The organism is Phytobacter palmae, from assembly GCF_039409775.1.
Lineage (GTDB): Bacteria > Pseudomonadota > Gammaproteobacteria > Enterobacterales > Enterobacteriaceae > Phytobacter > Phytobacter palmae.
The window spans coordinates 36,110-59,245 of the sequence record NZ_JBCIVJ010000007.1; the positions used below are offsets into that span (position 1 = coordinate 36,110).

Sequence of the window (23,136 nt, forward strand, 5' to 3'; positions counted from 1 at the left end):
TCTCCATTTATTATGTTGTTGTCTGCATTTCCATGCTGCATCTGAGCTTGCCTGAGGTCAATAACTGTACTGACACAGAGAATAATGACCTGGAGATTGTTTCTGAGCGGGATAAACATGCAATCCACGGTGTCAGTGCCGGGCATCTGTGCTTTAATTCCTGCATGACAGAACGAAGGAGTGGCTTATGAGTTTTTTCCGCCCGGTGGCGCTGGATCACGCCAGCCGCTTACTGAATCACGGCCCTACCGTACTCATTACCAGTCGTGATGAGAGTATCGACCATCGCAATGTCATGGCGGCGGCCTGGTCGATGCCCGTTGAGTTTTCTCCCGCCCGTATCGCCATCGTGGTGGATAAAAGCACCTGGTCGCGGGAGCTGATAGAGCGCAGCGGGATGTTCGGCATTGTGGTGCCGGGCGTTGCGGCTACCCGCTGGACATGGGCGGTGGGCAGTATTAGCGGTCGTGACGAGGACAAATTCAACTGTTACGGGATTCCGGCGTTTGCGGGCCCGGTACTGGGTTTGCCGGTTGTGGAGGAAAAATGTCTGGCGTGGATGGAGTGTCGCCTGTTGCCGCCGACAGCTGCACAGGATAAGTATGACACCCTGTTTGGCGAGGTCGTCTCTGCGGCAGCGGATGAGCGCGCCTTTAGTAACGGTCACTGGCAGTTTGATGATGACCAGTTGAATACCATCCACCATCTGGGCGGCGGCAATTTCGTCACCAGCGGCAAGTCGATAAAAGTGCCGGGGTGATCCGAAAATCGCCCCGGTAAGAACAGCACAGCAGGTCATTATTCCCGGATGCGGCGTCAACGCCTTCTCCGGGCAACGCATGATTCACTGCGGTTTGCTTTTCCCTTTCAGCCTTTCACATCTGATAACCGGGCTTTTTAATAAGCCGTTCCATCTGCGGTGCGATTTGCGTATCCCATACTTCGCTTTTCCATGCGTCCGGGTCTATCTGTGTTAATGCGACGCTGACTGAACTGTCTTTACTGCCCAGATGGCGAATAATGACATCGGCGATATCGGCAGCCAGCGCGGTTTTTTGCTCATCGTTCAGGTCACGTGGGAAACATTTGATATCAATGTGTGGCATGGTGTGCTCCTTGTTATGGGCCTATCAACCTACCACACTGAAAAAGCGCCGGTTATCAAATAATGTCGTTACGGCGCAAAACAGGCTGCAGCTTCTCCACGGCGCAAACCGCATCGGCAATGGCGGCGATTTTGGGCGTATTCTCCTTAAACCAGTCGTGCCGTGGTCCCCAGGTTCGTATCACACAGATATAGATATCTAACAAAGTCAGCTGTTCGCCAAACGCGTACGGCGTAGCTTGTAACTGCTGTTCAAGCCAGAGATAGAGTGATTTACGATACGTTATACAGCGCTCGCGCAGTTGATCCGCTGCATCGGGAACAAACCGTTCGGGATAGTCGGCATAGGTGAATGTCGGGTAAACATTTGCCACCAGCCAGACCAACAGCCGCCAGAACTGATTACGTTCAGGTGTGCCGGAGGGCGGTGCCAGATCCGGGCGTTCATCAAGGATCATTAGCGCAATGGCAGCCGATTCCGTCATGATGCTGCCATCGTCAAGTTGCAATGTAGGCACCTGGCAAAGCGGGTTGAGTTTCAGTAATTTTTCCTGACTGTGCCCCGGCGAATCGAATCCCTCAACATTCTCAAACTGATAAGGAATATCCGCCAGCGTCAACATCAGCTCACTGATGGCTGAACCCCAGCCGGGTGCGCCATAAACGGTGATCATACGACCTCCTTTCTTGCGAGTGAACAGTAAGTCTACGTCAAACTGGCAAGAAAGGTATCGACCTGATCCGGATGGGTAAGACGGACAAAGCGGATGTGCTGATACTGCGGATTCGCCATATCGGCAGCGTAACGCACCCGGTTATTGCGCCAGGTTTTTAATGTCCAGATGAGGATTGACTCGCGGCTAAAGAATGCGCGGCGGAAGCTTTCCCTATTACCTGTGCCCGGCCAAAGCTCTTTTCCCTGCCAGGCCCGGCGAACAACCCGAATAACCGCCTGGCGCAGGGTGCGCCAGAAGCCGTAATCCACCCAGACAACCAGATCAACATCCCGCCATTTGATTGGGCGGGATCGGTTGTAATTGCCATCCAGTACCCAGCCGGGGGTGGCATTCAGCGCCTCTTCCAGCAATGCGTAGAAATCCTCATCACTGCGCCCTTGCCACTCGGGCAGCCAGTAAAGCCTGTCCATTTCGATATAGGGCACATTAAGCTGCGCGGCCAGCCGCCGCGAAAGCGTGCTTTTACCGCTGCCGCTTGTGCCGATCACATTAATTTTCATATGATTACGCCGATTCCCTTTCTACAAAATGAAAACCAATATCCACAATAGTTTCTTCCTGGGGCAGCCCTTCAATGCGGTCCGCCAGCAGCGTGGCGGCACGCTGACCGATGATCTGCCGATCGACGCTGACCGTCGTGATGGAGGGACAGGTATCGGCGGCAAAATCCAGATCGCCAAAACCGATTACCGCCAGATCCTGCGGTACCCGCAACCCGCTGGCCTGTGCTTCGACAATCGCCCCTTGCGCAAGAGTATCCGAACTGCAGACAATCACATCGAAACTGCCCTTTTTCAGCAGGTCGCGCAGCCCCTGCCGTCCCGAGGCGAAACGCGCCGGAAGTGAGACATCCACATGGGCAGGCTTGTGAATGTCATTACGCGCCAGCGCCTCGCACAGGCCGTTTTTACGCAGCGCTGCGCGATTATCCACCGTCCAGAGCAAGCCAGGCCGTTTATAACCTTTACGCAGCAAATAATCTGCCGTCGCCTCCCCCACTTTTTCATGGGAAAAGCCCACCAGCATATCCAGCGGCGTGGGGGTGAGATCCCAGATTTCCACCACCGGTACGCTGGCATTGAGGATCACACGCTTTAATTCCGTCGAGTGGTGAATCCCCGTCAGGACAATGCCGTCCGGACGACGCGACAAAACTGTGGCGACCAGCTCCGCCTCAGTTTGCTGGGCATAACCCGCCACACACAGCAGCATCTGATAACCGCGTACCGCCAGCTCATCGCTTATCGACTGAATGGTATCGACGAACATACTGTTATTGATTTGCGGTACCACCACAGCAATCAGCTTGCTGCGCCGGGACGCCAGGCCACCGGCCAGCGCATTGGGGATATACCCGGTGGCCTTGACCGCCGCCAGTACTTTTTCCACGGTTTTAGGGCGCACCAGTTGCGGCGTGTTCAGCGCCCGGCTGACGGTCATGGATGACAATCCTGCCGCGCGGGCGACATCTTCTAATGTGGGTGCGCGAGGCGGCGCTGGACGAGAGGTTTTCGACATGTGAACTCACAACGGCTTATTTTTGTGTCAGAGATTATAAGCGATTTGTTAGCTGAATTTGCATCTCTGTCGTAATTTTACAGAAGCTTTAAAATCAGCAAGTTAAAAATAGAATCCGGACACGGTGTTAGCGATATCATATTAAACTCGACAGTGTCAGAAAGCGTGAGTCCGGGGCCGGTAAAGCCACCTTCTGAGTCTATTATTGTGATCAATTTTACATATTGACAGTAAATCACTGGCAGTCTCGCCCTGAATAAACCAATAATGTTAGCGCAAACATTTATACTGTTCACAGGAGTCAATCATGACCGTAAGTGCCAATTCTGCTGCTGTAACTTATGCCAAAGCGCAGGGTGTAAAAACTGCTGCCGAAACCGGCGACCGTATCGAGTGGGTAAAACTCTCCCTGGCGATCCTGCCGCTGGCAACCCCCGTAAGTGATGCGAAAGTGCTGACCGGTCGTCAGAAGCCGCTGACCGAAGTTGCCATTATCATTGCGGAAATTCGTAGCCGTGACGGTTTCGAAGGTGTCGGTTTCAGTTACTCCAAACGCGCAGGCGGCCAGGGCATTTATGCTCACGCTAAAGAAATTGCCGACAACCTGCTGGGCGAAGACCCGAACGATATCGACAAAATTTACAGCAAACTGCTGTGGGCAGGCGCATCCGTAGGCCGCAGCGGCATGGCCGTACAGGCCATCTCCCCTATCGATATCGCGCTTTGGGATATGAAAGCAAAACGTGCAGGCCTGCCGCTGGCAAAACTGCTCGGCGCGCACCGTGACTCCGTGCAGTGCTATAACACTTCCGGCGGTTTCCTGCACACCCCGCTGGATCAGGTCCTGAAAAACGTGGTGATCTCCCGTGAAAACGGTATCGGGGGTATCAAACTGAAAGTCGGTCAGCCGGACACCAGAGAAGATATCCGTCGTTTGACCGCCGTGCGTGAAGCGCTGGGGGATGATTTCCCGCTGATGGTTGACGCGAACCAGCAATGGGATCGCGAAACCGCCATTCGCATGGGCCGTAAAATGGAGCAGTTCAATCTGATCTGGATTGAAGAGCCGCTGGACGCCTACGATGTGGAAGGTCACGCCCAACTGGCGGCCGCGCTGGACACCCCCATCGCGACCGGTGAAATGCTGACCAGTTTCCGCGAACACGAACAGCTCATTCTGGGTAACGCCAGCGACTTCGTTCAGCCGGATGCGCCGCGCGTTGGCGGTATCTCTCCGTTTCTGAAAATCATGGATCTGGCGGCGAAGCATGGACGCAAACTGGCACCGCATTTTGCCATGGAAGTGCACCTGCATCTCTCTGCCGCTTACCCGCTTGAACCATGGCTGGAGCACTTCGAATGGTTAAACCCGCTGTTTAACGAACAGCTTGAACTGCGCGATGGCCGCATGTACGTCTCCGACCGCCATGGTCTGGGCTTCACCCTGAGCGAACAGGCGCGCGCCTGGACTCAGCTAAGCTGTGAATTTGGCAAACGCCCTTAACAGATAATAAAGGCGGGGATCTTCCCGCCTTTTTGTAAAGCAGTACGAAGACGGCGCTCTTAACACCACGCCGTTTCGCCAGTTTCGAAGCAGCGTTTTATCTTACAAAACTTTCGCTAAAAACTGTCTCGTTCTTGGGTGCTGCGGATGATTGAGCACGCTGTCGCTGTCGCCCTGCTCCACAATTTTACCCTCCACCATAAACACCACCTGATCTGCCACTTCCCGGGCAAAACCGATCTCGTGCGTAACCACCACCAGGGTTGTACCGGAACGGGCCAGTTTTTTGATGACATCCAGCACTTCGCCAACCAGTTCCGGGTCGAGTGCAGAGGTGGGTTCATCGAATAACATTACCCGCGGGCGCAGCGCCAGCGCGCGGGCAATGGCAATACGCTGCTGCTGCCCGCCGGAAAGATGGCGCGACCAGGCATCCGCTTTATTGCGAAGTCCCACCACATCCAGCAACTGATACGCCTGCGCGATGGCCTCCTTACGGCTGAGCTGTCGATGCGCCACAGGTGCTTCTGTCAGATTTTCCAGTACCGTGAGGTGCGGGAAGAGATTGAAGTTCTGGAATACATAGCCCACGTTCACCCGCTGGCGCAGGATCTCCCGCTCTTTGAGCTCATAAAGCTTATCCCCTTTGCGGCGATAGCCGATGTAGTCGCCATCAATCTGGATAAACCCCTCATCGACGCGCTCGAGATGATTGATTGCGCGCAGAAGTGTCGACTTCCCGGAACCGGAAGGGCCGAGAATCACGGTAACGCTGCCTGGAGGGATCTCAAGCGACACATTGTCCAGCGCCTTATGGCGACCAAAGTATTTACTGACGCCGGTAATCGAAATATGACCATTAAGAGAGGCTGGCATGAACAGGCTCCTGTGGTTGCACTACACGGGCAGGTGTTGTGACTCGCCCCCGGGCAGAATTGACGGCGGATCGACGTTCGCTTCGGGCAAGCCAGCGCTCCACCATGTATTGAATAACCGACAGAACACTGGTAATCACCAGATACCACACGGCGCCTACCATCAGTAGCGGGATTACCTCCTGGGTGCGGTTGTAGATCATCTGAATGGTATAAAACAGTTCCGGCATCGCCAGCACATAAACCATCGCCGTTCCCTTGGCGAGACTGATAATTTCATTAAATCCGGACGGCAAAATGGTCCGCAGCGCCTGCGGCAGAATAATGCGCAGGGTGCGTCGCCAGGCCGATAACCCTAATGCGGCAGCGGCCTCATACTGTCCGTGGTCGACCCCTAAAAAGCCGCCGCGAATAATTTCCGCTGTATAAGCGCTCTGCACCAGCGTCAGACCAACCACCGCTGTGGAAAATTGCCCCAGAACATTGACCGTTTCGTAATGCGCCCAGCTCAGATGCGTAAACGGAATGCCAATCGTCAGCGTGTCGTAGAGATAAGAGAAGTTGTAGAGAATAATAAGCACCACTATCAGCGGCAACGAGCGAAACAGCCAGATATAGCTCCACGCCAGGCTGCTCAATAGCCAGGAGCCTGACAACCGCGCCAGCGCCAGTACGCCGCCAAAGACAATACTTAATGTCGTACCGAGTAGTGTGAGTAACAGCGTCTGGCCAAGCCCCTCCAGGATAACGGGATCGAAGAACCAGCGGGCAAAGACGCGCCACTCCCAGCGTGGGTTAAAGGCGACGGACTGAACCACTATCGCCAGAACCAGCAACGCGATAACGGCCCCGACGATACGCATTGGGTAGCGTGCCGGGACGACTTTGACAGACTCTGTCGTTTTCATGATTATCCCTCAGGCAGTTTTACTGAGTGTGTCGACCGCTAAGGTCCTGGTAAACCGCAGGCGGCCATCGAACGGCGGCTGGCTGTATTCCTCCGGATCCCGCGTGAGATCGAACTGCGCTTCATACCCCTGACGGAGATAGAGCTGCACGGCTTCCGGCTGGCGAAATCCGGTGGTCAAAAAAATGCGGCTGTATCCCGCAAGGACCGCGCGACGCTCCAGCTCGGTTAACACTCTCCTGGCAAGCCCCTGCTTGCGCAGGGCGCGCTGCGTCCAGATCCGTTTGATTTCCGCAGTGTGGGCGTCTTTCGGTTTGTACGCGCCGGTGGCGATAATTTCTCCGTCACGCTCCAGCACAATAAAGAGCCCCTGCGGCGGCAGATACCACTCGGTTAATTCCACCTCGGCGTCTTTGGAAAAGTAGTCGCCATAACGGGCGGCATATTCGCCAAACAGACCGTTAATCACAGGCTGTAACTCCGGTGCGTCGGGGGAGATATCACGGAAACGTTCGTTCATTTGCGCCTCCTTAGTCGCCGAGGCCTGCAGGGTTGATTTCAGAAGCCGGGATTTTCTCCACCCCCTCACCCCAGCGGTTGAGTACTTTTTCATAATCGCCATTTTTAATGACGCCATTAAGCGCAATCTGTACTGGCTCCGCCAGGCCGCTGCCTTTCCTGAGTGTGACTGCGATATGCGCAGCTTTCGGCCAGCCGCCATCCACATTGCCCACGAGGCGAGTTTTGTTGGTCAGCGCGGCTTTCCAGGCGCCGATCACATTCGGACCAAAAAAAGCATCCGCGCGCCCGGACTGGAGTGCCAGCGTCTGTGCGGCATCATCTTTGGTGTAAACCGGCGTGAACGGTTTGAGCCCTTTCTTTTCGTTTTCCGCATTCCATGCCAGCAGGATTGACTCCTGATTGGTACCGGAGCCAACGATGATACGCAGCCCCGCGATGTCCTCTGCCTTCTCAATGGCTTTGATTGGGCTACTGGATTTCACATAAAAGCCGAGGGAATCCTTGCGGTATGTGGCGAAATCAAACTTCTCTTTGCGCGCTTTGGTGACGGTAATATTGCTGATCGCTGCATCATATTTGCCGGAGGTCACCCCCAGCGGCCAGTCCTCCCAGGAGGTCGGCACCACGTTCAGTTCCAGACCGAGGCTGTCGGCAACCAGACGGGCGATATCCACCTCGCTGCCGAGCAGGGTTTTGTTGTCATCAGAAAATACGGTCAGCGGCGGTGAATTAAGCGCGGCCACCGCCACCGTAAATTTTCCTGGCACCGCAAAATGATAATCTTTTGGCAACTGCGCCACTGCGTCTGCATTGCGCGGCGTATTAATAGGTGTTTTGTTGGCTTCAAGGCTAACGCCGGTGCCATTAATCGTGACATCACCGGCCTGAACCAGCGGCGCGAACGCCAGCGTCACAGCGAGGAGGAGCGATGATTTCTGCATAGCGTATTCTCTTTATCGTTTTGTGAATTGATTCGCAGGTTGTTGCAAGCCAAGACTTTCGCGCAGGGTCGTGCCGGGATATTCCTTACGGAACAGGCCACGAGCCTGCAGAATCGGCACCACGGTGTCGACAAAGCGCGGGAAGGTGTCCGGCGTGCCGCCCTGGATAATAAAACCGTCGGCTGCCTGCTCTTCGAACCACTGTTGCAGGCCATCTGCCACCTGTTGCGGCGTACCGGAAAAACGCGGGCGCGGCGAGGCCGCTTCCAGCGCCACCTGACGCAGCGTCAGGTGGCGCTCGCGGGCATGGCGTTTGATTTCATCGGTGGTACTGCGAAAGCTGTTTTGCCCCAGGGTGCCAATATCCGGGAAAGGTTCGTCCAGCGGGTACTGGCTAAAATCGTGATGTTCGAAATAGCGTCCGAGGTAATTGAGTGCATCCTGAATGGAGACCAGCGCCGCCGTGGTCTGGTATTGCTGCTCTGCGTCCTGCGCGTCATCACCGACAATCACGCTGACGCCCTGGAAAATATGTAATTCATCTTCCCGACGGCCATTTTTAATCAGTTGTGCTTTAACATCGCGATAAAAATGTTTGGCCTCATCAAGCGTATCATGGTGGGTAAAAATAGCATCGGCGTGTCGGGCTGCTAATTTTTTCCCATCGTCAGACGCACCCGCCTGAAATATAATGGGCCGTCCCTGCGGCGTGCGGCCAATATTCAACGGCCCGGCGACCTGGAAAAAATCACCGTGATGATTAAGCGTATGCAGTTTATTCGGATCAAAGAATTGTCCGGTGGTTTTGTCGCGAATAAAGGCATCCTCTTCCCAGGAGTCCCACAGCCCTTTCACTACCTCAAGGTACTCGTCGGCAATACGGTAACGCAATGCGTGTTCCGGATGCTGCTGGCGGGAGAAGTTCTTTGCCGAGCCCTCCAGCGGCGAGGTGACGACGTTCCAGCCTGCGCGCCCATTGCTTAAATGGTCGAGGCTGGCGAACTGACGGGCTACGGTGAAAGGTTCGCTATAAGACGTGGAAAGCGTGCCAACCAACCCTAAATGGCGGGTGACACTCGCCAGTGCCGATAAAACGGTGATGGGTTCAAAACGGTTGAGAAAATGGGGTATGGATTTTTCATTAATATATAAACCGTCGGCGACAAATAAAAAATCAAGCTTCCCCTCTTCTGCTTTTAACGCCGTTTCCCGGACAAAGTTAAAATTAATACTGGCATCAGCTTTAGCCGCCGGGTGTCGCCAGGCAGACATATTTCCGGATGCGCCATGCAATATCGTACCCAGGCGCAATTGACGAGCTTGTGACATAATCCATCCTCATTTTCAGGCAACAGATTCCCCGGAGCTTTCGCCCCAGGTTCTTTTTTTTCCGTTATGGCTGGAGTAAGGCTTTTTCCGCCAGCAACGCGAAATAGCGAGCGGCGTCTTCGATTAATGCTTCGTCGGGATTAAACGACGGATGGTGCAAGCCATATTCACTGGCGCTGCCGATACTCACGAATGCGCCAGGAATATGTTCGAGATAGACCGCAAAATCTTCCCCACCCATATGCAACTGTGCCACTTGCGTGTCATAGCCATGCCAGTCTGCAACGTCGCGGGTAAAAGCTGCCCAGCGTTCATCGTTGACCAGCGCCGAGGGGCCTTCGTACCAGTGAACGGTAATTTGCGCATCAAAGGCGCGGGCCAGTCCGGCGGCAATATCATTGACGCGGGCTTTTACCTGCTCACGGACCTCAGTACGGTGTGTGCGCAGCGTGCCTTCCAGTTCAACCTGTTCCGGCAGCACATTCCAGGTATTCCCACCCTGTATACGCGTAACACTCAGCACTACCGAGTCCAGCGTATTTACATTACGGCTGGCGATGGTTTGCAGCGCAACCACAAGCTGGCTGGCAAGCAGGATGGCGTCACTGCCTTCATGAGGGCGCGCGGCGTGAGCCCCTTTACCGTCGACCTGTAATACAAAGCGGTCAACATTGGCATAAAACGGGCCGCCGCGCGTGGCGAAAGTCCCCACCGGCAGGCCCGGCTCATTATGCATCCCAAAAATGGCGCTGACACCGTTTAGCACCCCTGCCTGAATGAGCCGCTTTGCTCCGCCAAAGTTTTCCTCAGCAGGCTGGAAGATGAGGCGCACGCGTCCCGGTAAGGCAGATTCTCTCTCTTTTAGCAGCAGCGCTGCGCCGAGCATGACGCTGGTATGAATGTCGTGACCACAGGCATGCATCACCCCTTTATTGCGCGAGGCGTAAGGTACGTCGACCGCTTCGTCAATCGGCAAGGCATCGATGTCCGCACGCAGGGCAATCACTTTGTCGCCACTGCCCACCTCCGCGACCACGCCCGTAGGCAGTGTGGTCGGCACCAGACGCAGACCCGCATTTTCGAGCCAGTGACTGACCCGGCGGCTGGTTTCAAACTCCTGTAATGACAGTTCCGGGTACTGATGCAACTCACGCCGCCAGTCAATCAGCTGTTGGGCGAAACTCATTGTGCCACCTCCTGGAGAAGCGTAGCCTGCTGCCAGGCTTCGCTGAGCAGATGCAATGAGGCAATACGTGCATTGGCCTCGGCCAGCGGGTTATCAAGAATGAACTCATCCACACCATACTCCGCTGCCAGCGCATCCAGCCCGGCCAGTACGCTTTCTGCGCTGCCTTTAATAAGCGATGGTTCCCGACGGAAAATACGCACTGCGGGGCTTCCCGCCTGACGAGCGAAAGCCTGCGCCTGAGCTTCGCTGGCAACGCTAACCCGTTGCCCGTTTTCCAGTTCAACACCCCAAATCTCCACCTGCTGCGCCAGCCGTTCGGCTTCGCTTTGCGTGGCGGCGATGATCACCTGTACCGCGACAATAAGATCGCGCTGCGTCACCCTTCGCCATTCAGTGACAACGTCACGCAGTAAGGCTTTATCACCATTGAGATGGGCGGCAAAAACGAAATTCCAGTCGAGTTTTGCTGCCAGCCGTGCGCTTTCAAGGCTCGTTCCGAGCAAAAACCCCTCAGCACGGACACCGGGAAGCGGCGTAGCTGCCAGGGATTCCGCATCGGCGGTAACCTCTCCTGGCTTAAGCCAGCTATCCAGTTCAGTGAGCTGGTCAGCAAAATCCCCCTTCTCTTGTGGGTTCAGCCCGCGCTGCAGCGCCCGTGTGGAGAGCGGCAGCCCGCCGGGGGCTTTGCCGATACCGATATCGATGCGGCCGGGGGCCAGAGCGGCCAGTACGTTGAAGTTTTCCGCCACCTTATAGGGGCTGTAATGTTGCAGCATGACCCCACCAGACCCGACGCGGATGCGCTGCGTTTGCCCGGCAATCCAGGCGATAAGCAGTTCGGGGGATGGGCTGGCCAGTTGGGCACTATTGTGGTGTTCCGCAATCCAGAAGCGGTGAAAACCCCCTCTTTCAGCCAGCTGCGCCAGCTGTAATGTACGGTTCAGTGCATTCTCTGCGGTTTCGTTTTCCGCAATCGGGCTTTTATCCAGCAAACTCAGACGATAAGACATGCAGCACGCTCTTATTGAGGAACATGTCTGCATTATTGGGATGGCTTTACGACCTTGTGAAACAATTAATTTACATTAAATAAGCAAAAAATTTGCAAAGTAGGTCTGCTAACGGTCAAAGGTCATTATTTACACTTATAAATATGTCCGCATGTCCCTGTGCAACGTCAGTTCGCTGACATCATCTTTCCTTATTGCATGTTTAGTCATTTCTGTTGTCTTTTTCGCCATATTGAATCAGTTCAACTGTAAGGCAACACTTGCGTCACAAATTCGACTCATCCCCATCGTTTTTTCATCTGGTATGTTTTGCGTCGCCAAAAAAATGCAGGTAGGATGCTGCGCCATGTTATGTCTTATTCATACGTAGAAAGACTGAAAAGACAGAACGCTTTCCCGCAAGAGCAAACGATTGTCTCGCTGCTCTGCGGGGTCGAGGAAGTTTAAAAAGGTTCAGACAGGTCAACGGGTAACGCAATGAAAACAACCAACAACAACGCGGCGGAGCATCAGGCCGCGAAACGACGCTGGTTAAACTCTCACGAGGAGGGTTATAACAAAGCGATGGGCAACCGTCATGTGCAGATGATCGCCATCGGCGGAGCAATCGGTACGGGGCTATTCCTGGGCGCGGGAGCGCGTCTGCAGATGGCGGGGCCGTCACTGGCGATCGTTTATCTGGTTTGTGGTCTTTTCTCTTTCTTCATTTTACGTGCTCTGGGTGAGCTGGTACTGCACCGCCCGTCCAGCGGCAGTTTCGTCTCCTATGCCCGTGAGTTTATGGGTGAAAAAGCGGCCTACGTTGCCGGCTGGATGTATTTCGTGAACTGGGCGATGACCGGTATCGTGGATATCACCGCCGTTGCGTTATATATGCATTACTGGGGTGCCTTTGGTGATGTACCACAGTGGGTCTTCGCTCTCGGCGCGCTCGCCATCGTCGGGACCATGAATATGATCGGCGTGAAGTGGTTCGCCGAAATGGAATTCTGGTTCGCGCTGGTTAAAGTGCTGGCTATTGTTGCTTTCCTGGTTGTCGGGACCATCGTTCTGGGGTCCGGCAAACCGCTGGACGGCAACGAGACGGGTTTCCATCTGATTACCGATAACGGCGGCTTCTTCCCTCACGGTTTGCTTCCTGCTCTGGTCCTGATCCAGGGCGTGGTTTTCGCCTTCGCGTCTATCGAGTTTGTTGGTACTGCCGCCGGTGAATGTAAAGACCCGGAAAAAACTGTACCGAAAGCGATCAACAGCGTTGTCTGGCGTATCGGCCTTTTCTATGTCGGTTCCGTGGTGCTGCTGGTTCTGTTACTGCCGTGGATGGCATACCAGCCTGGTCAGAGTCCGTTTGTGACCTTCTTCTCTAAGCTGGGCGTACCGTACATGGGCGACGTGATGAATATCGTGGTTCTGACTGCGGCACTGTCGAGCCTGAACTCCGGCTTGTACTGCACGGGCCGTATCCTGCGCTCCATGTCGATGGGCGGCTCCGCGCCTAAGTTCATGTCCAAAATGAGCAAACAGCACGTACCCTATGCAGGCATCCTTGCGACGCTGGCCGTATATGTTGTGGGCGTGTTCCTGAACTATCTGGTTCCGGCACAGGTTTTTGAAATCGTCCTCAACCAGGCCTCTGTGGGTATTATTGCTTCCTGGGGCTTTATCGTGCTCTGCCAGATGCGTCTTCGCAAAGCGATCAAAGAAGGCAAAGCGGCGGAAGTGAGCTTTAAAATGCCGGGGGCGCCTGTCACCTCCTGGCTGACACTGCTGTTCCTCTTCTCTGTCCTGGTTCTGATGGCGTTTGACTACCCGAATGGCACCCTGACCATTGGTTGTCTCCCGCTGCTGATTGTGCTGCTGATTATCGGCTGGTTCGGTGTGCGTAAACGCGTCGCGGAAATTCACAGCGGTGCGCCCGTCGCAGCTGACAATACGGCTGACAGCCCCGAGTTTGTAGAAGAAACCGCAAAATAATCTGACATCCGAAAAATAAAAAGCCAGCCAGGCACTACACCGGCTGGCTTTTTTTATGGGCGATTAGAGCGCGATACGGATGATGTCGTCCGGCTCTGTGGCCTCTTTCTCTTTGCTTGACGCCTGTTTCACGCTGACGTACAGCGTCTTGCCATCGGCGGAGAGCGCCAGGCTGTTCGGGTGCGTTGGCGTATCGAAGGTTTTGACCACCTTGTAGCTTTTGCCATCGATCACGCTGACTTTGCCGGCCTCACGATGGGTTACATAGGCTTCGTTACGGGTCGGGTTAAACAGTACGGCCAGGGATTCCGGCGCGGCGATTTTTTGCAGTACGTTGCCATTACGAAGATCAACGACCAGAACCTCAGGCTCTTTAGAGTCGGTAACAAAAGCGCGGTGACCTGCGGTATCCAGGCTCAGGTTCAGATAGAAGTGTTCTTTGCCGTCATCCTGCAATTTTTTACGCGACAGAATTTTATTGCTCGTGGTGTCGATAGTCAGCAATTCGCCGTCACCATTGGTGGCGTAAAGACGCTTCGCGGCTGCATCGATGGCAAGGCCAGTGCTGAATTTACCGGTGTCGGCAAGGGTGGATTTCAGTTTCAGCGTGTCGCCATCAACCGCCCAAATCACGCTCTCTTTGCCAATACCGCTGATGTAAACGGTATTGGTCGTTTCATCAACCACCAGTTCACGCGGCTGCAGTGGACGTACGGTTTCGCTACGCTGACGGTCATCAAGCACCAGACGCCCCTTCACATCGCCCGTTTTCGCGTCAATTGCCGTTACCGCGCTGCTGGTTGTGTTACCAAACCACAGGGTTTGCGTTTTGGTATTGATCGCCGCGCCAAACGGCTTCAGATCATTATGAATAGCCAGCGTCACATCCAGTGAGACCGGATCCAGACGGTAGACTACCCCACCTTTATCGGCTTTACGGCTCTGTGAGGTCGCTACCCACAGCGCGTTTTCCTGCTGGCTCCAGGCCATTTCATAGGCACCTTTACCAACCGGTTTACGCAGCATCTCTTCGCCAGCCTGAACATGAAATGTCCCGGCAAGCAGTAGTGAACCTAACAACAGTGAACGACGCAGACGTGGCGCGGATAAATAACGTAAAGACATGACGACTCCCTTTGATAAACAAAAATAGTTTTGCTTCACACACTTCCATGACGGCAGGGTCGTAGCCCCGATCTGTTTATTGAGAATAGTAATCATTATTATGCGCAATGTGGAGCATTAAAACTGTTTTTACGCTCACTGGCGGTTACGACTACACTTTTTGTTAACGTAATGTGCCCTTAAAGTTTTCATGAATTGTTAAAGATATTAACATTACGCCATGTTCCCATTTGGTTCGTTTCTTATTCTGGTCAATTTATGAATATTTTTGCCCTTACAAGGACGGCGTTTCCCGCGCTGTTACTTCCGGTCATCTATGCGCCTGCCGTGCAGGCGGCGGATAATGAACAAACGATGATCGTCAGCGCGGCGCCCCGCACGGTTTCTGAACTCGACACCCCGGCGGCTATCAGTGTCGTGAACGGCGATGATATTCGTCAGGCCACCCCACAAATCAATCTTTCAGAATCGCTTGGCGGCGTGCCTGGCTTGCAGGTACAAAATCGGCAAAACTACGCGCAGGATTTACAGCTCTCCATTCGCGGTTTTGGTTCCCGCTCTACCTACGGCGTGCGAGGGATCCGCATGTATGTCGACGGCATTCCCGCCACCATGCCGGACGGACAGGGGCAAACCTCTAATATCGATCTCACCAGCGTTGAGAGTATCGACGTGCTGCGCGGCCCCTTCTCTGCTCTCTATGGCAATGCCTCGGGCGGTGTGGTGAATGTGACCACGCAGAAGGGCCGCCAGCCAACGGAACTTGAAGCCAGTAGTTATTACGGCAGTTACGGAAGCTGGCGCTATGGCACCAGAGCCAGCGGCGCGGTGGGCGATGGTACACAGCCAGGGGATGTGGATTATACGGTCTCCTCGACCCGCTTCGTTACCCATGGTTATCGCGACCGCAGCGGCGCGCGTAAAAATCTGGCCAACGCCAGGCTGGGTGTGCGTATTGACGAGGCCAGCAAGCTGACGCTGATTTTCAATAGTGTGGACATTAAAGCAAACGACCCAGGCGGCCTGACGAAAGATGAATGGCACGATAACCCACGCCAGTCGCCGCGCGCTGTACAGTATGACACGCGCAAAACGGTCAAACAGACGCAGGCCGGATTGCGCTATGAGCGCCAGCTCAGCACGCAGGATGATTTGAGTGTCATGATGTACGCCGGTGAACGTGAAACCACCCAGTTCCAGTCGATTCCCCGCGGCCCTCAGTTGAACCCGCAGCATGCCGGGGGGGTGATTGACCTGACCCGCCATTATCAAGGGATCGATACCCGCTGGACTCATCGCGGTGAACTGTTGATCCCGGTGACGGTAACCGGTGGGCTGAATTACGAAACCATGAGCGAACAGCGCAAAGGTTATGAAAACTTTGTGATGGTCAATGGCGCGCCGGATTATGGCCGCGAGGGTGATTTGCGCCGTAACGAACGTAATCTGATGTGGAACGTCGACCCTTATGTTCAAACCAGCTGGAAGCTTACTGATAAGCTGTCACTGGATGCGGGCCTGCGTTATAGCTCGGTCTGGTTTGATTCAAACGACCACTACGTAACGGCAGGAAACGGTGATGACAGCGGAGAGGCCAGCTATCACAAATGGTTGCCTGCCGGATCGCTGAGGTACGCGGTTACCGATAGCTGGAATCTCTATGCGGCGGCGGGCCGTGGTTTTGAAACGCCGACAATTAACGAGCTCTCTTATCGTTCTGACGGACAAAGCGGGCTTAATTTCGCCCTTAAGCCGTCGACAAACGATACCGTGGAAATCGGCAGTAAAGCACGCGTGGGCTATGGGTTGCTCAGCGCCGCGCTGTTTCGCACCGATACGGATAACGAAATTGTCACTGATACCAGCAGCGGTGGGCGCACCACCTATAAAAACGCGGGCAAAACGCGGCGTCAGGGCGCAGAGCTGGCATTTGATGAACAATTTGCCGGAAACTGGCGGGCAAAACTGGCGTGGACATATCTGGATGCGACCTACCGCAGTGAAGTCTGCGGCGACAGCCAGTGTAACGGCAACCGTATTCCTGGTATCGCGCGCAATATGGGGTTTGCATCACTGGGCTATGTCCCTGAACAGGGCTGGTACGCGGGCGCAGATGTGCGTTACATGAGCGATATCGCCGCCAATGACGAAAACACGGCATCCGCCCCCTCGTGGACGGTGGTTGGTCTTAACACCGGCTACAAATTTAACTACGGTAACTGGATGATGGATGTGTTCGGGCGCGTGGATAATCTGTTTGATCGCGAATACGCAGGGTCAGTGATTGTTAACGAATCCAATGACCGTTATTACGAACCGGCACCGGGGCGCAATTATGGCGTCGGCTTGTCGGTTGCGTATCGTTTTGAGTGATTGCGGTTGAATAACCAGACGCCCTCTTCTGTAGACAGAGGGCGTCTGTAGTATCAGAACGTCGTCCAGCCGTCGTCGCTGGTCTCCTCAGCCGGTTTTCGCGGCGCAGTGACCGGAGACTGCGGTCTGGCAGGTGCCGATGATTTTACTGGTACAGCGCCCGACCCGAGACGGAACGTCGCGACCAGTTGTTCAAGACGCAATGCCTGCTCTTCAAGGGAACCTGCTGCGGTTGACGACTCGCTCACCAGTGCGGCATTTTGCTGTGTCGTACTGTCCAGTTCGCCCACTGCGCGGGCAATTTGCTCGATCCCGCGACTTTGCTCCTCAGATGCCGACGAAATTTCACCCATAATGTCATTTACCCGGGTTACTGACTGTACGACCTGCCCCATCGTTTCCCCGGCTTTTGCCACCAGTTCACTGCCGGTATTAATCCGCGATACCGACTCTGTAATCAGTTGCTCGATATCTTTCGCCGCCTGAGAGCTGCGCTGGGAGAGGCTCCGCACTTCACTGGCGACTACCGCAAAACCGCGCCCCTGCTCTCCCGCGCGGGCGGCCTCTACCGCAGCGTTGAGTGCAAGGATATTGGTCTGGAAGGCAATGCTGTTAATAACCGCGGTAATGTCCGCAATTTTATTGGAGCTGTTGTGGATATCATTCATCGTTTTCACCACATCACGCATCACATTGCCACCTTCGCTGGCCGTATTCGATGCCTGAGCAGCAAGTCTGCTGGCGTTACGCGCGTTATCCGCATTGTTTTTCACCGTCGCGGTTAACTCTTCCATACTTGCTGCCGTTTGCACTACTGCGGCGGCCTGTTGCTCTGTACGGGAAGAGAGATCGGTATTGCCTTCGGCAATCTCCGTTGCCGCGCGGGAAACCTGCGCCACACTGTTACGAACATCAAAAATCATCTCGCGAAGATGGTTGTTCATCCGTCCCATGGCGGCGGTGAGTTTGCCCAGTTCGTCGTCGCTTTGCGCCGTGATCTGTGAGCTGAGATCGCCGCTGGCGATACGTTCAGCCAGCGCCAGGTTATGGACAACAGGACGGGTAATCTGGCGAATAATCCACCACGAGACAATAACGCCAATCAGAATCGCGATAATACCAATGATGGACGCCGTGGTGCTGGAGTTGTCGGCCAGTGCGTCGTTATAGGTTTTGACGCGCGCAATCAATTTCTTGATGTCGGCGCTGCTGTCATCGCCAGCAATTTTGACTTTATCCTCAGCCGCTTTAATTGCCTGAACCGCAGTAAAGTAGCTGCTGCTCAGGTCGCGATAACGGGTGGTTTCACTCCACAATGCCTGCAACGGAGAAACCAGCTCCGCCGGAAGCTGACCTGAAAGCGCTTGTACCGCAGTCTGCGCTTTGTTGAAGCGATCGTCGAGAATATCGCGTGTGGCTTTCGTCGGGCTAAATCGCACCATTAACGCCGCATCGCGCACACCACTTATGGCAATAAGTTGATCAAAAATTTGGGCTGTTAAAGCGTTATCTGCCACAGGCGTGGAGATGAGTGTGGTAAAGCGTGCGCGCTGATCGTCTGACCCCATCTGGTCCAGTGAATCACGTACTGATTTCATGGCATTTGTAGCCTGCTGCATTTCAGCAGACCCCGCCTCGAAGTTCGCCAGATGGCCTGTCAGCGCATGTAAAAGCGCGTTCTCTTCATCATTCCATGACAACTCACTCGCGCTTGCGGTGAGCTGCGAGGCGTGTTTTACGTAGTCAGCCATGATCGGACCGGCTTTGTCATCGCCATAGAGATACTTCAGACGGTTAATTTTCGCCTGGAAGACCTCAATGTTAACGCTATAAATCAGATTGGTTTTTGCGTAGACATCACGGATCTCTTTGAACCGCAATACGCTCAAGACGGTAGCGATGGCAACCAGAAAAAGGACAATGCCAAAGCCGACTGACAGCTTTTTACTGATAGTAATATTTCTCAACCCCTGGCTAAAAGACATCCCGGACTCCTTGCGTCACGTCAATGTTAGCGCCCAACCTGGCACTCATCGATTATCGGCAGGCTGTACAGGGAGTTAAGGGGGAAACATTGCCGGAGATGAAAAACGTGATGATGATGCTCCTCTTTGCCAAATTTTTGGTGAGGAGCATTTAAAAAATCATCAAACGGCACTGAATGATTTCAATGCTAAACTATAAATTCAGCTAATGAACTGTTTTAACAGTATGCCAGCGCCATCATCAATGGTCCGGCATATGGCTTTTTCGCAACCGTTTTCGTCCCCATTTTCGAAAGCGGATAATAAATCGCCATAATCATATCCAAGCGATAACTCTGGCGATGAAGGATAAAGATAATTAAAGCATGGGCCAATACGAACCCATAATTGTTCAATAATTGCGGCGAGCGTTGGCATTTCCGCATAATGATAAACCGCAAAACGAAATACGCGATTCGACTGCAATGTCAATTCAGTATTACCCGTTTTCGCCGCCTCACTAAAAGCCTCAGCAAGAATACGCAATTCATGAACTTTGCCTGCCGTCATATTTTTACAGGCGGCACGAACGGCCATACCTTCCAGCTTTTTGCGAATATCACTAATTTCTATGAATCGTGCCTTTCCCACGTCCGGAACAAGGAATGCTTGCGCAGGAGTCGCATGAAGGGCACCTGCGGAAACAAGTCGCAGTAATGCTTCCCTTACAGGCGTAATACTGGTTCCTAATTGATCAGCAATTTCTTTCGTGATGAGCCGGGCGCCAGGTTTAAGCGCACCAAGAATAAGCGCACTTTTCAGACTTGCTTCTACCTGCATAGTAAGGCTAGTCCGCTGCGCTTTTTCCAAATCAAGCATGTGATTGTGTCCCGTCCAAATTCTTATTTATTTTCAGCCTGGTAGCGTGTCGGTGAACATAATTTCAGAGAATATATTATGTATAATCATGCCTGGTATTGGATTAACGCGTAAAATTAGAACAAAATGTTATTATTTATGCACAACTACCAGGAACCGTTACCGATAAGGTCGTCGATTCCTTATGCTTGTATAATTAAAGACGTTTTTAAAAATTTTGCACGTATTATGATGACGGTTTTCACCGTCACCACCATTTTTAGTCATCCGCGCCTACGCGAATCACAACTTTACCAAAGTTTTTTCCGGCAAGTAAGCCGATAAAGGCCTCTGGTGCACTTTCAAGTTCATCAGTGATTTGCTCACGATAATGGATTTTTCCCTCTTTAACCCACTGCGACATATCACGCTGAAATTCATTTATGCGGTGACCATAATCCTGGCTAATAATAAACCCTTGCAAGCGAATTCTTTTTTTCAGGAGCGTCCCCATTAATAACGGTACACGGTCCGGACCATCCGGCAAAGAGGTCGCATTATAACCACTAACCAGCCCGCACAACGGAATTCGTGCAGAGGTATTCAATAATGGCAACACTGCATCAAATACTTTGCCGCCGACATTTTCAAAATAAATATCGATGCCTTGCGGACACGCTTTCGCCAGTTGTTCGGCAAAATCACTGGCATGATGATCAATACAGGCATCAAAACCGAGGGTATCCACCGCATGGCGACATTTTTCACTGCCCCCGGCAACACCCACAACCCGGCAGCCTTTGAGCTTGCCTGTCTGACCGACTGTCGCCCCAACCGGTCCCGTAGCCGCAGCCACGACAAGTGTCTCTCCCGCTTTCGGTTGCCCGATATCCAGTAACCCCATATACGCAGTAAAACCCGGCATGCCGAGTACTCCCAGCGACCACGACGGATGCTCCGGATTTTCGCCAAGTTTTATGAGCCCTTCTCCGCCGGAAATCTCGTAATCCTGCCAGCCGCTATAGCCCAGCACCCACTCACCTTCGTGGAAATCGTTATGCTGTGAACGAACGACACGGCTGACGGTAGCGCCGCACATGACGCCATCGATCGGCACGGGAGGACTGTAGGATGGCGCATCGCTCATCCTGCCGCGCATATAGGGATCAAGCGAAAGGTAAACCGTGCGGAGCAGAACCTGGCCTTCGCCTGGGGTAGCAATACTGTCTTCTTCTAGTCGAAAATTGTCGACTGTCGGCGCCCCTTTTGGCCTGGAGGCCAGGACCCAACGGCGGTTGCGATCATGTTGTTGTTTCATGTTGCTCTCCTGTTCCCATGAAATGTTCTATTGATACTAGTCGTGGAAAACAGGAGATGCACATCCATTATGAGCTGCCCGGATTGAGGCGAACCACCAGATAGCGACAGGATGCATTGGTTTCGTTAATGAAGCGGCAGTCGTTCGGCGGTCCGAGTTCAAGGCAGTCTCCTGCTTTCATTTCATGGCGCGTGTCACCCTCCATAAACACCAGTTCGCCTTCCTGTAACCAGATTAATTGCCGGGCAAGCGCGTAAGAGGAAGCTGGCATCGGGATATTGCTGCCGGCGGGTAAATCGATTTGTACCAGGTCGATGGGGAGATCGCTGCGTGGTGAGATATGACGGCGTAAATAATGTGTCTGCGGATCGCGCCAGACGGGTTGATCGGCAAAGCGCAACAGCTTGCCTTCCTGCATCTCGGCCCGCGCAATCAGGGTAGACATGCTGATGCCAAAAGCCCCGGATAACCGGGCAAGCAGCGTCGCCGTGGGGCTGCTTTCCCCGCGTTCAATCTTATGGATCATGGCGCGGGATACACCGGCGCGTTCAGCCAGTTCGCTGAGCGACCAGCCCCGCGATTCCCGTTCGACGCGAATTCGCGCACTGATCCGTTGATTTATGTTGTCTGTAATAGTATTCATATCGTAATACTATAGTGAACAACCACTGAGGTTCAACCATGATTATTCGTTACGCCAGCAAAGAAGATTGTGCCGCTATTGCAGAGATCTACAATCACGCGGTGTTGCACACGGCCGCCATCTGGAATGACAAGACAGTTGATGTGGATAACCGTATTGCCTGGTATGAAGCACGTGCATTACAGGGCTATCCCGTACTGGTGAGTGTAGAAGGTGACGTTGTCACTGGATATTCGTCGTTTGGCGACTGGCGCGCCTTCGACGGCTTCCGCCACACGGTTGAACATTCTGTTTATGTCCATCCTGAGCACCAGGGGAAGAAAATCGGCCAGGCGCTGATGGCGCAACTGATTAACGAAGCCAAACGCATCGGCAAACATGTGATGGTCGCTGGCATTGAATCCCAAAACCATGCTTCTATCCATCTGCATGAGAAATTGGGTTTTACCGTCACTGCGCAGATGCCACAGGTGGGCACCAAATTTGGCCGCTGGCTGGATCTGACGTTTATGCAGTTGCAACTGGATCAGCGCCAGGACCCGGATGCCATCTGATGAACCAGTCCCTTACTCTCTGCTTTCTGGTTGCCGCTGGTATTGGTCTGGTGGTGCAAAACACGCTGATGGTGCGCATTACCCAGTCTTCTTCCACGATTTTGATCGCGATGTTGCTGAACTCACTGGTGGGGATCGTCCTGTTTGTCAGTATCTTACTGGTAAAACACGGTCTGTCCGGCTTTAGCGAGCTGGTGGCAACGGTCCGCTGGTGGACGCTGATCCCCGGCCTGCTCGGCTCGTTTTTTGTGTTTGCCAGCATCAGCGGCTATCAGTACGTAGGGGCCGCCACTACTATAGCTGTGCTGGTGGCCAGTCAGCTGATTGGGGGGCTGGTGATGGATATGGTCAGAAGCGAGGGTGTGGCACTGAGAGCCTTATTTGGCCCGGTATGCGGTGCGGTACTGCTGGTGATTGGCGCCTGGCTGGTTGCCAGACGCCAGTTCTGATTTACAGGATGCTGCCACCTCTGGTGAGTTGTTCGCGTCGCGCTTCCAGATCTTCTTTATGCTGACGACCATGTTGCGCGATCGCATGACGCAGACGCTGTTGCTGGGTATAACGCTCTTCGCGACTGAGCGCGCCATCGTCGCTCAGTGCAACCAGGAGCGTATTCATATTTGCAATCACGCTCTCCGCAATGGTTGCGTCCACACGGGCGATTACTTCATCCAGATGTGACATGCCTCC

The 23,136-nt window shown here is 53.8% G+C and carries 21 protein-coding genes and 1 pseudogene; 6 read left to right on the forward strand and 16 right to left on the reverse strand.

Annotated features, from left to right (window positions below; translation table 11 throughout):
• Nucleotides 1-187: 187 nt before the first annotated feature.
• Nucleotides 188-760 (forward strand): flavin reductase family protein, encoded by a 573-nt coding sequence (locus AAIG39_RS10540; RefSeq protein WP_343193804.1) that lies wholly within the window; start codon nt 188-190, stop codon nt 758-760.
• 115 nt (nt 761-875) lie between these two features.
• Here AAIG39_RS10540 and pptA read toward each other — a convergent pair whose 3' ends face one another.
• From pptA to AAIG39_RS10560, 4 genes are read right to left on the reverse strand one after another with little or no spacing between them, the layout of a single operon-like run.
• Nucleotides 876-1,106, reverse strand: coding sequence for a tautomerase PptA (pptA, locus tag AAIG39_RS10545; protein WP_249572321.1), 231 nt, complete (start codon nt 1,104-1,106; stop codon nt 876-878).
• Between the two features lie 55 nt (nt 1,107-1,161).
• Complete coding sequence (locus tag AAIG39_RS10550; RefSeq protein ID WP_090084317.1) at nt 1,162-1,779, reverse strand: glutathione S-transferase family protein; 618 nt, start codon at nt 1,777-1,779, stop codon at nt 1,162-1,164.
• A gap of 32 nt (nt 1,780-1,811) precedes the next feature.
• Nucleotides 1,812-2,342 carry an AAA family ATPase gene (locus AAIG39_RS10555; protein ID WP_090084316.1) on the reverse strand — a complete coding sequence of 177 codons (531 nt, stop codon included), beginning with the start codon at nt 2,340-2,342 and terminating at the stop codon, nt 1,812-1,814.
• 4 nt (nt 2,343-2,346) lie between these two features.
• Complete coding sequence (locus tag AAIG39_RS10560; RefSeq protein WP_090084314.1) at nt 2,347-3,360, reverse strand: LacI family DNA-binding transcriptional regulator; 1,014 nt, start codon at nt 3,358-3,360, stop codon at nt 2,347-2,349.
• A 307-nt stretch (nt 3,361-3,667) separates the two neighbouring features.
• On the opposite strand from AAIG39_RS10560, the gene AAIG39_RS10565 reads away from it, so the two are divergent.
• A complete protein-coding gene (locus tag AAIG39_RS10565) occupies nt 3,668-4,864 on the forward strand; it encodes an L-talarate/galactarate dehydratase (protein ID WP_090084313.1) in 1,197 nt (398 codons plus the stop codon).
• Nucleotides 4,865-4,966: 102 nt separating this feature from the next.
• On the opposite strand, the gene AAIG39_RS10570 is transcribed toward AAIG39_RS10565, so the two are convergent.
• The 6 genes and pseudogenes from AAIG39_RS10570 to AAIG39_RS10595 all read right to left on the reverse strand — a co-directional run bounded on the left by AAIG39_RS10570 (nt 4,967) and on the right by AAIG39_RS10595 (nt 11,637).
• Nucleotides 4,967-5,740 carry an amino acid ABC transporter ATP-binding protein gene (locus AAIG39_RS10570; RefSeq protein WP_090084311.1) on the reverse strand — a complete coding sequence of 258 codons (774 nt, stop codon included), beginning with the start codon at nt 5,738-5,740 and terminating at the stop codon, nt 4,967-4,969.
• Nucleotides 5,724-6,647: an amino acid ABC transporter permease gene (locus AAIG39_RS10575; protein WP_343193805.1), complete on the reverse strand. Its 924-nt coding sequence runs from the start codon at nt 6,645-6,647 to the stop codon at nt 5,724-5,726. Before AAIG39_RS10575 ends, AAIG39_RS10570 begins: the two co-directional genes overlap by 17 nt.
• Before the next feature lie 9 nt (nt 6,648-6,656).
• A complete protein-coding gene (locus tag AAIG39_RS10580; RefSeq protein ID WP_249572325.1) occupies nt 6,657-7,166 on the reverse strand; it encodes a GNAT family N-acetyltransferase in 510 nt (169 codons plus the stop codon).
• A gap of 10 nt (nt 7,167-7,176) precedes the next feature.
• Nucleotides 7,177-9,438, reverse strand: a pseudogene (locus tag AAIG39_RS10585) (NtaA/DmoA family FMN-dependent monooxygenase).
• Between the two features lie 64 nt (nt 9,439-9,502).
• Nucleotides 9,503-10,624, reverse strand: a complete 1,122-nt coding sequence (locus AAIG39_RS10590) for an amidohydrolase (RefSeq protein ID WP_343193806.1) — start codon at nt 10,622-10,624, stop codon at nt 9,503-9,505.
• Nucleotides 10,621-11,637, reverse strand: a complete 1,017-nt coding sequence (locus AAIG39_RS10595) for an MsnO8 family LLM class oxidoreductase (RefSeq protein ID WP_343193807.1) — start codon at nt 11,635-11,637, stop codon at nt 10,621-10,623. Before AAIG39_RS10595 ends, AAIG39_RS10590 begins: the two co-directional genes overlap by 4 nt.
• Before the next feature lie 477 nt (nt 11,638-12,114).
• Between AAIG39_RS10595 and ansP the strand changes: the two genes are divergently transcribed.
• The gene (gene ansP / locus AAIG39_RS10600) at nt 12,115-13,611 is read left to right on the forward strand and encodes an L-asparagine permease (protein WP_090084298.1); all 1,497 of its coding nucleotides are present in this window, start codon (nt 12,115-12,117) and stop codon (nt 13,609-13,611) included.
• A 63-nt stretch (nt 13,612-13,674) separates the two neighbouring features.
• Here ansP and yncE read toward each other — a convergent pair whose 3' ends face one another.
• A complete protein-coding gene (gene yncE, locus AAIG39_RS10605; RefSeq protein ID WP_343193808.1) occupies nt 13,675-14,736 on the reverse strand; it encodes a 7-bladed beta-propeller protein YncE in 1,062 nt (353 codons plus the stop codon).
• Nucleotides 14,737-14,994: 258 nt separating this feature from the next.
• Between yncE and pqqU the strand changes: the two genes are divergently transcribed.
• Nucleotides 14,995-17,109, forward strand: a complete 2,115-nt coding sequence (gene pqqU / locus AAIG39_RS10610) for a TonB-dependent receptor PqqU (RefSeq protein WP_343193809.1) — start codon at nt 14,995-14,997, stop codon at nt 17,107-17,109.
• Nucleotides 17,110-17,162: 53 nt separating this feature from the next.
• Here the strand turns inward: pqqU and AAIG39_RS10615 are convergent, their stop codons facing one another.
• The 4 genes from AAIG39_RS10615 to AAIG39_RS10630 all read right to left on the reverse strand — a co-directional run bounded on the left by AAIG39_RS10615 (nt 17,163) and on the right by AAIG39_RS10630 (nt 21,892).
• Nucleotides 17,163-19,094, reverse strand: a complete 1,932-nt coding sequence (locus tag AAIG39_RS10615; RefSeq protein ID WP_343193810.1) for a methyl-accepting chemotaxis protein — start codon at nt 19,092-19,094, stop codon at nt 17,163-17,165.
• 201 nt (nt 19,095-19,295) lie between these two features.
• On the reverse strand, nt 19,296-19,952 hold the full coding sequence (locus tag AAIG39_RS10620; RefSeq protein ID WP_343193811.1) for a GntR family transcriptional regulator: 657 nt from the start codon (nt 19,950-19,952) through the stop codon (nt 19,296-19,298).
• Nucleotides 19,953-20,211: 259 nt separating this feature from the next.
• Entirely contained in the window at nt 20,212-21,249 is a 1,038-nt protein-coding gene (locus AAIG39_RS10625; RefSeq protein ID WP_090084291.1) for an NADP-dependent oxidoreductase, read from the reverse strand.
• A 67-nt stretch (nt 21,250-21,316) separates the two neighbouring features.
• On the reverse strand, nt 21,317-21,892 hold the full coding sequence (locus AAIG39_RS10630) for a helix-turn-helix domain-containing protein (protein WP_249572331.1): 576 nt from the start codon (nt 21,890-21,892) through the stop codon (nt 21,317-21,319).
• Nucleotides 21,893-21,930: 38 nt separating this feature from the next.
• Between AAIG39_RS10630 and AAIG39_RS10635 the strand changes: the two genes are divergently transcribed.
• Together AAIG39_RS10635 and AAIG39_RS10640 are read left to right on the forward strand one after the other, a co-directional pair.
• Nucleotides 21,931-22,446: a GNAT family N-acetyltransferase gene (locus AAIG39_RS10635; protein WP_090084288.1), complete on the forward strand. Its 516-nt coding sequence runs from the start codon at nt 21,931-21,933 to the stop codon at nt 22,444-22,446.
• Entirely contained in the window at nt 22,446-22,895 is a 450-nt protein-coding gene (locus AAIG39_RS10640; RefSeq protein WP_343193812.1) for a DMT family transporter, read from the forward strand. The genes AAIG39_RS10635 and AAIG39_RS10640 overlap by 1 nt, the downstream gene beginning before the upstream one ends.
• Before the next feature lies 1 nt (nt 22,896).
• Here the strand turns inward: AAIG39_RS10640 and AAIG39_RS10645 are convergent, their stop codons facing one another.
• Nucleotides 22,897-23,130 carry a YdcY family protein gene (locus tag AAIG39_RS10645; RefSeq protein ID WP_090084284.1) on the reverse strand — a complete coding sequence of 78 codons (234 nt, stop codon included), beginning with the start codon at nt 23,128-23,130 and terminating at the stop codon, nt 22,897-22,899.
• Nucleotides 23,131-23,136: the final 6 nt, after the last annotated feature.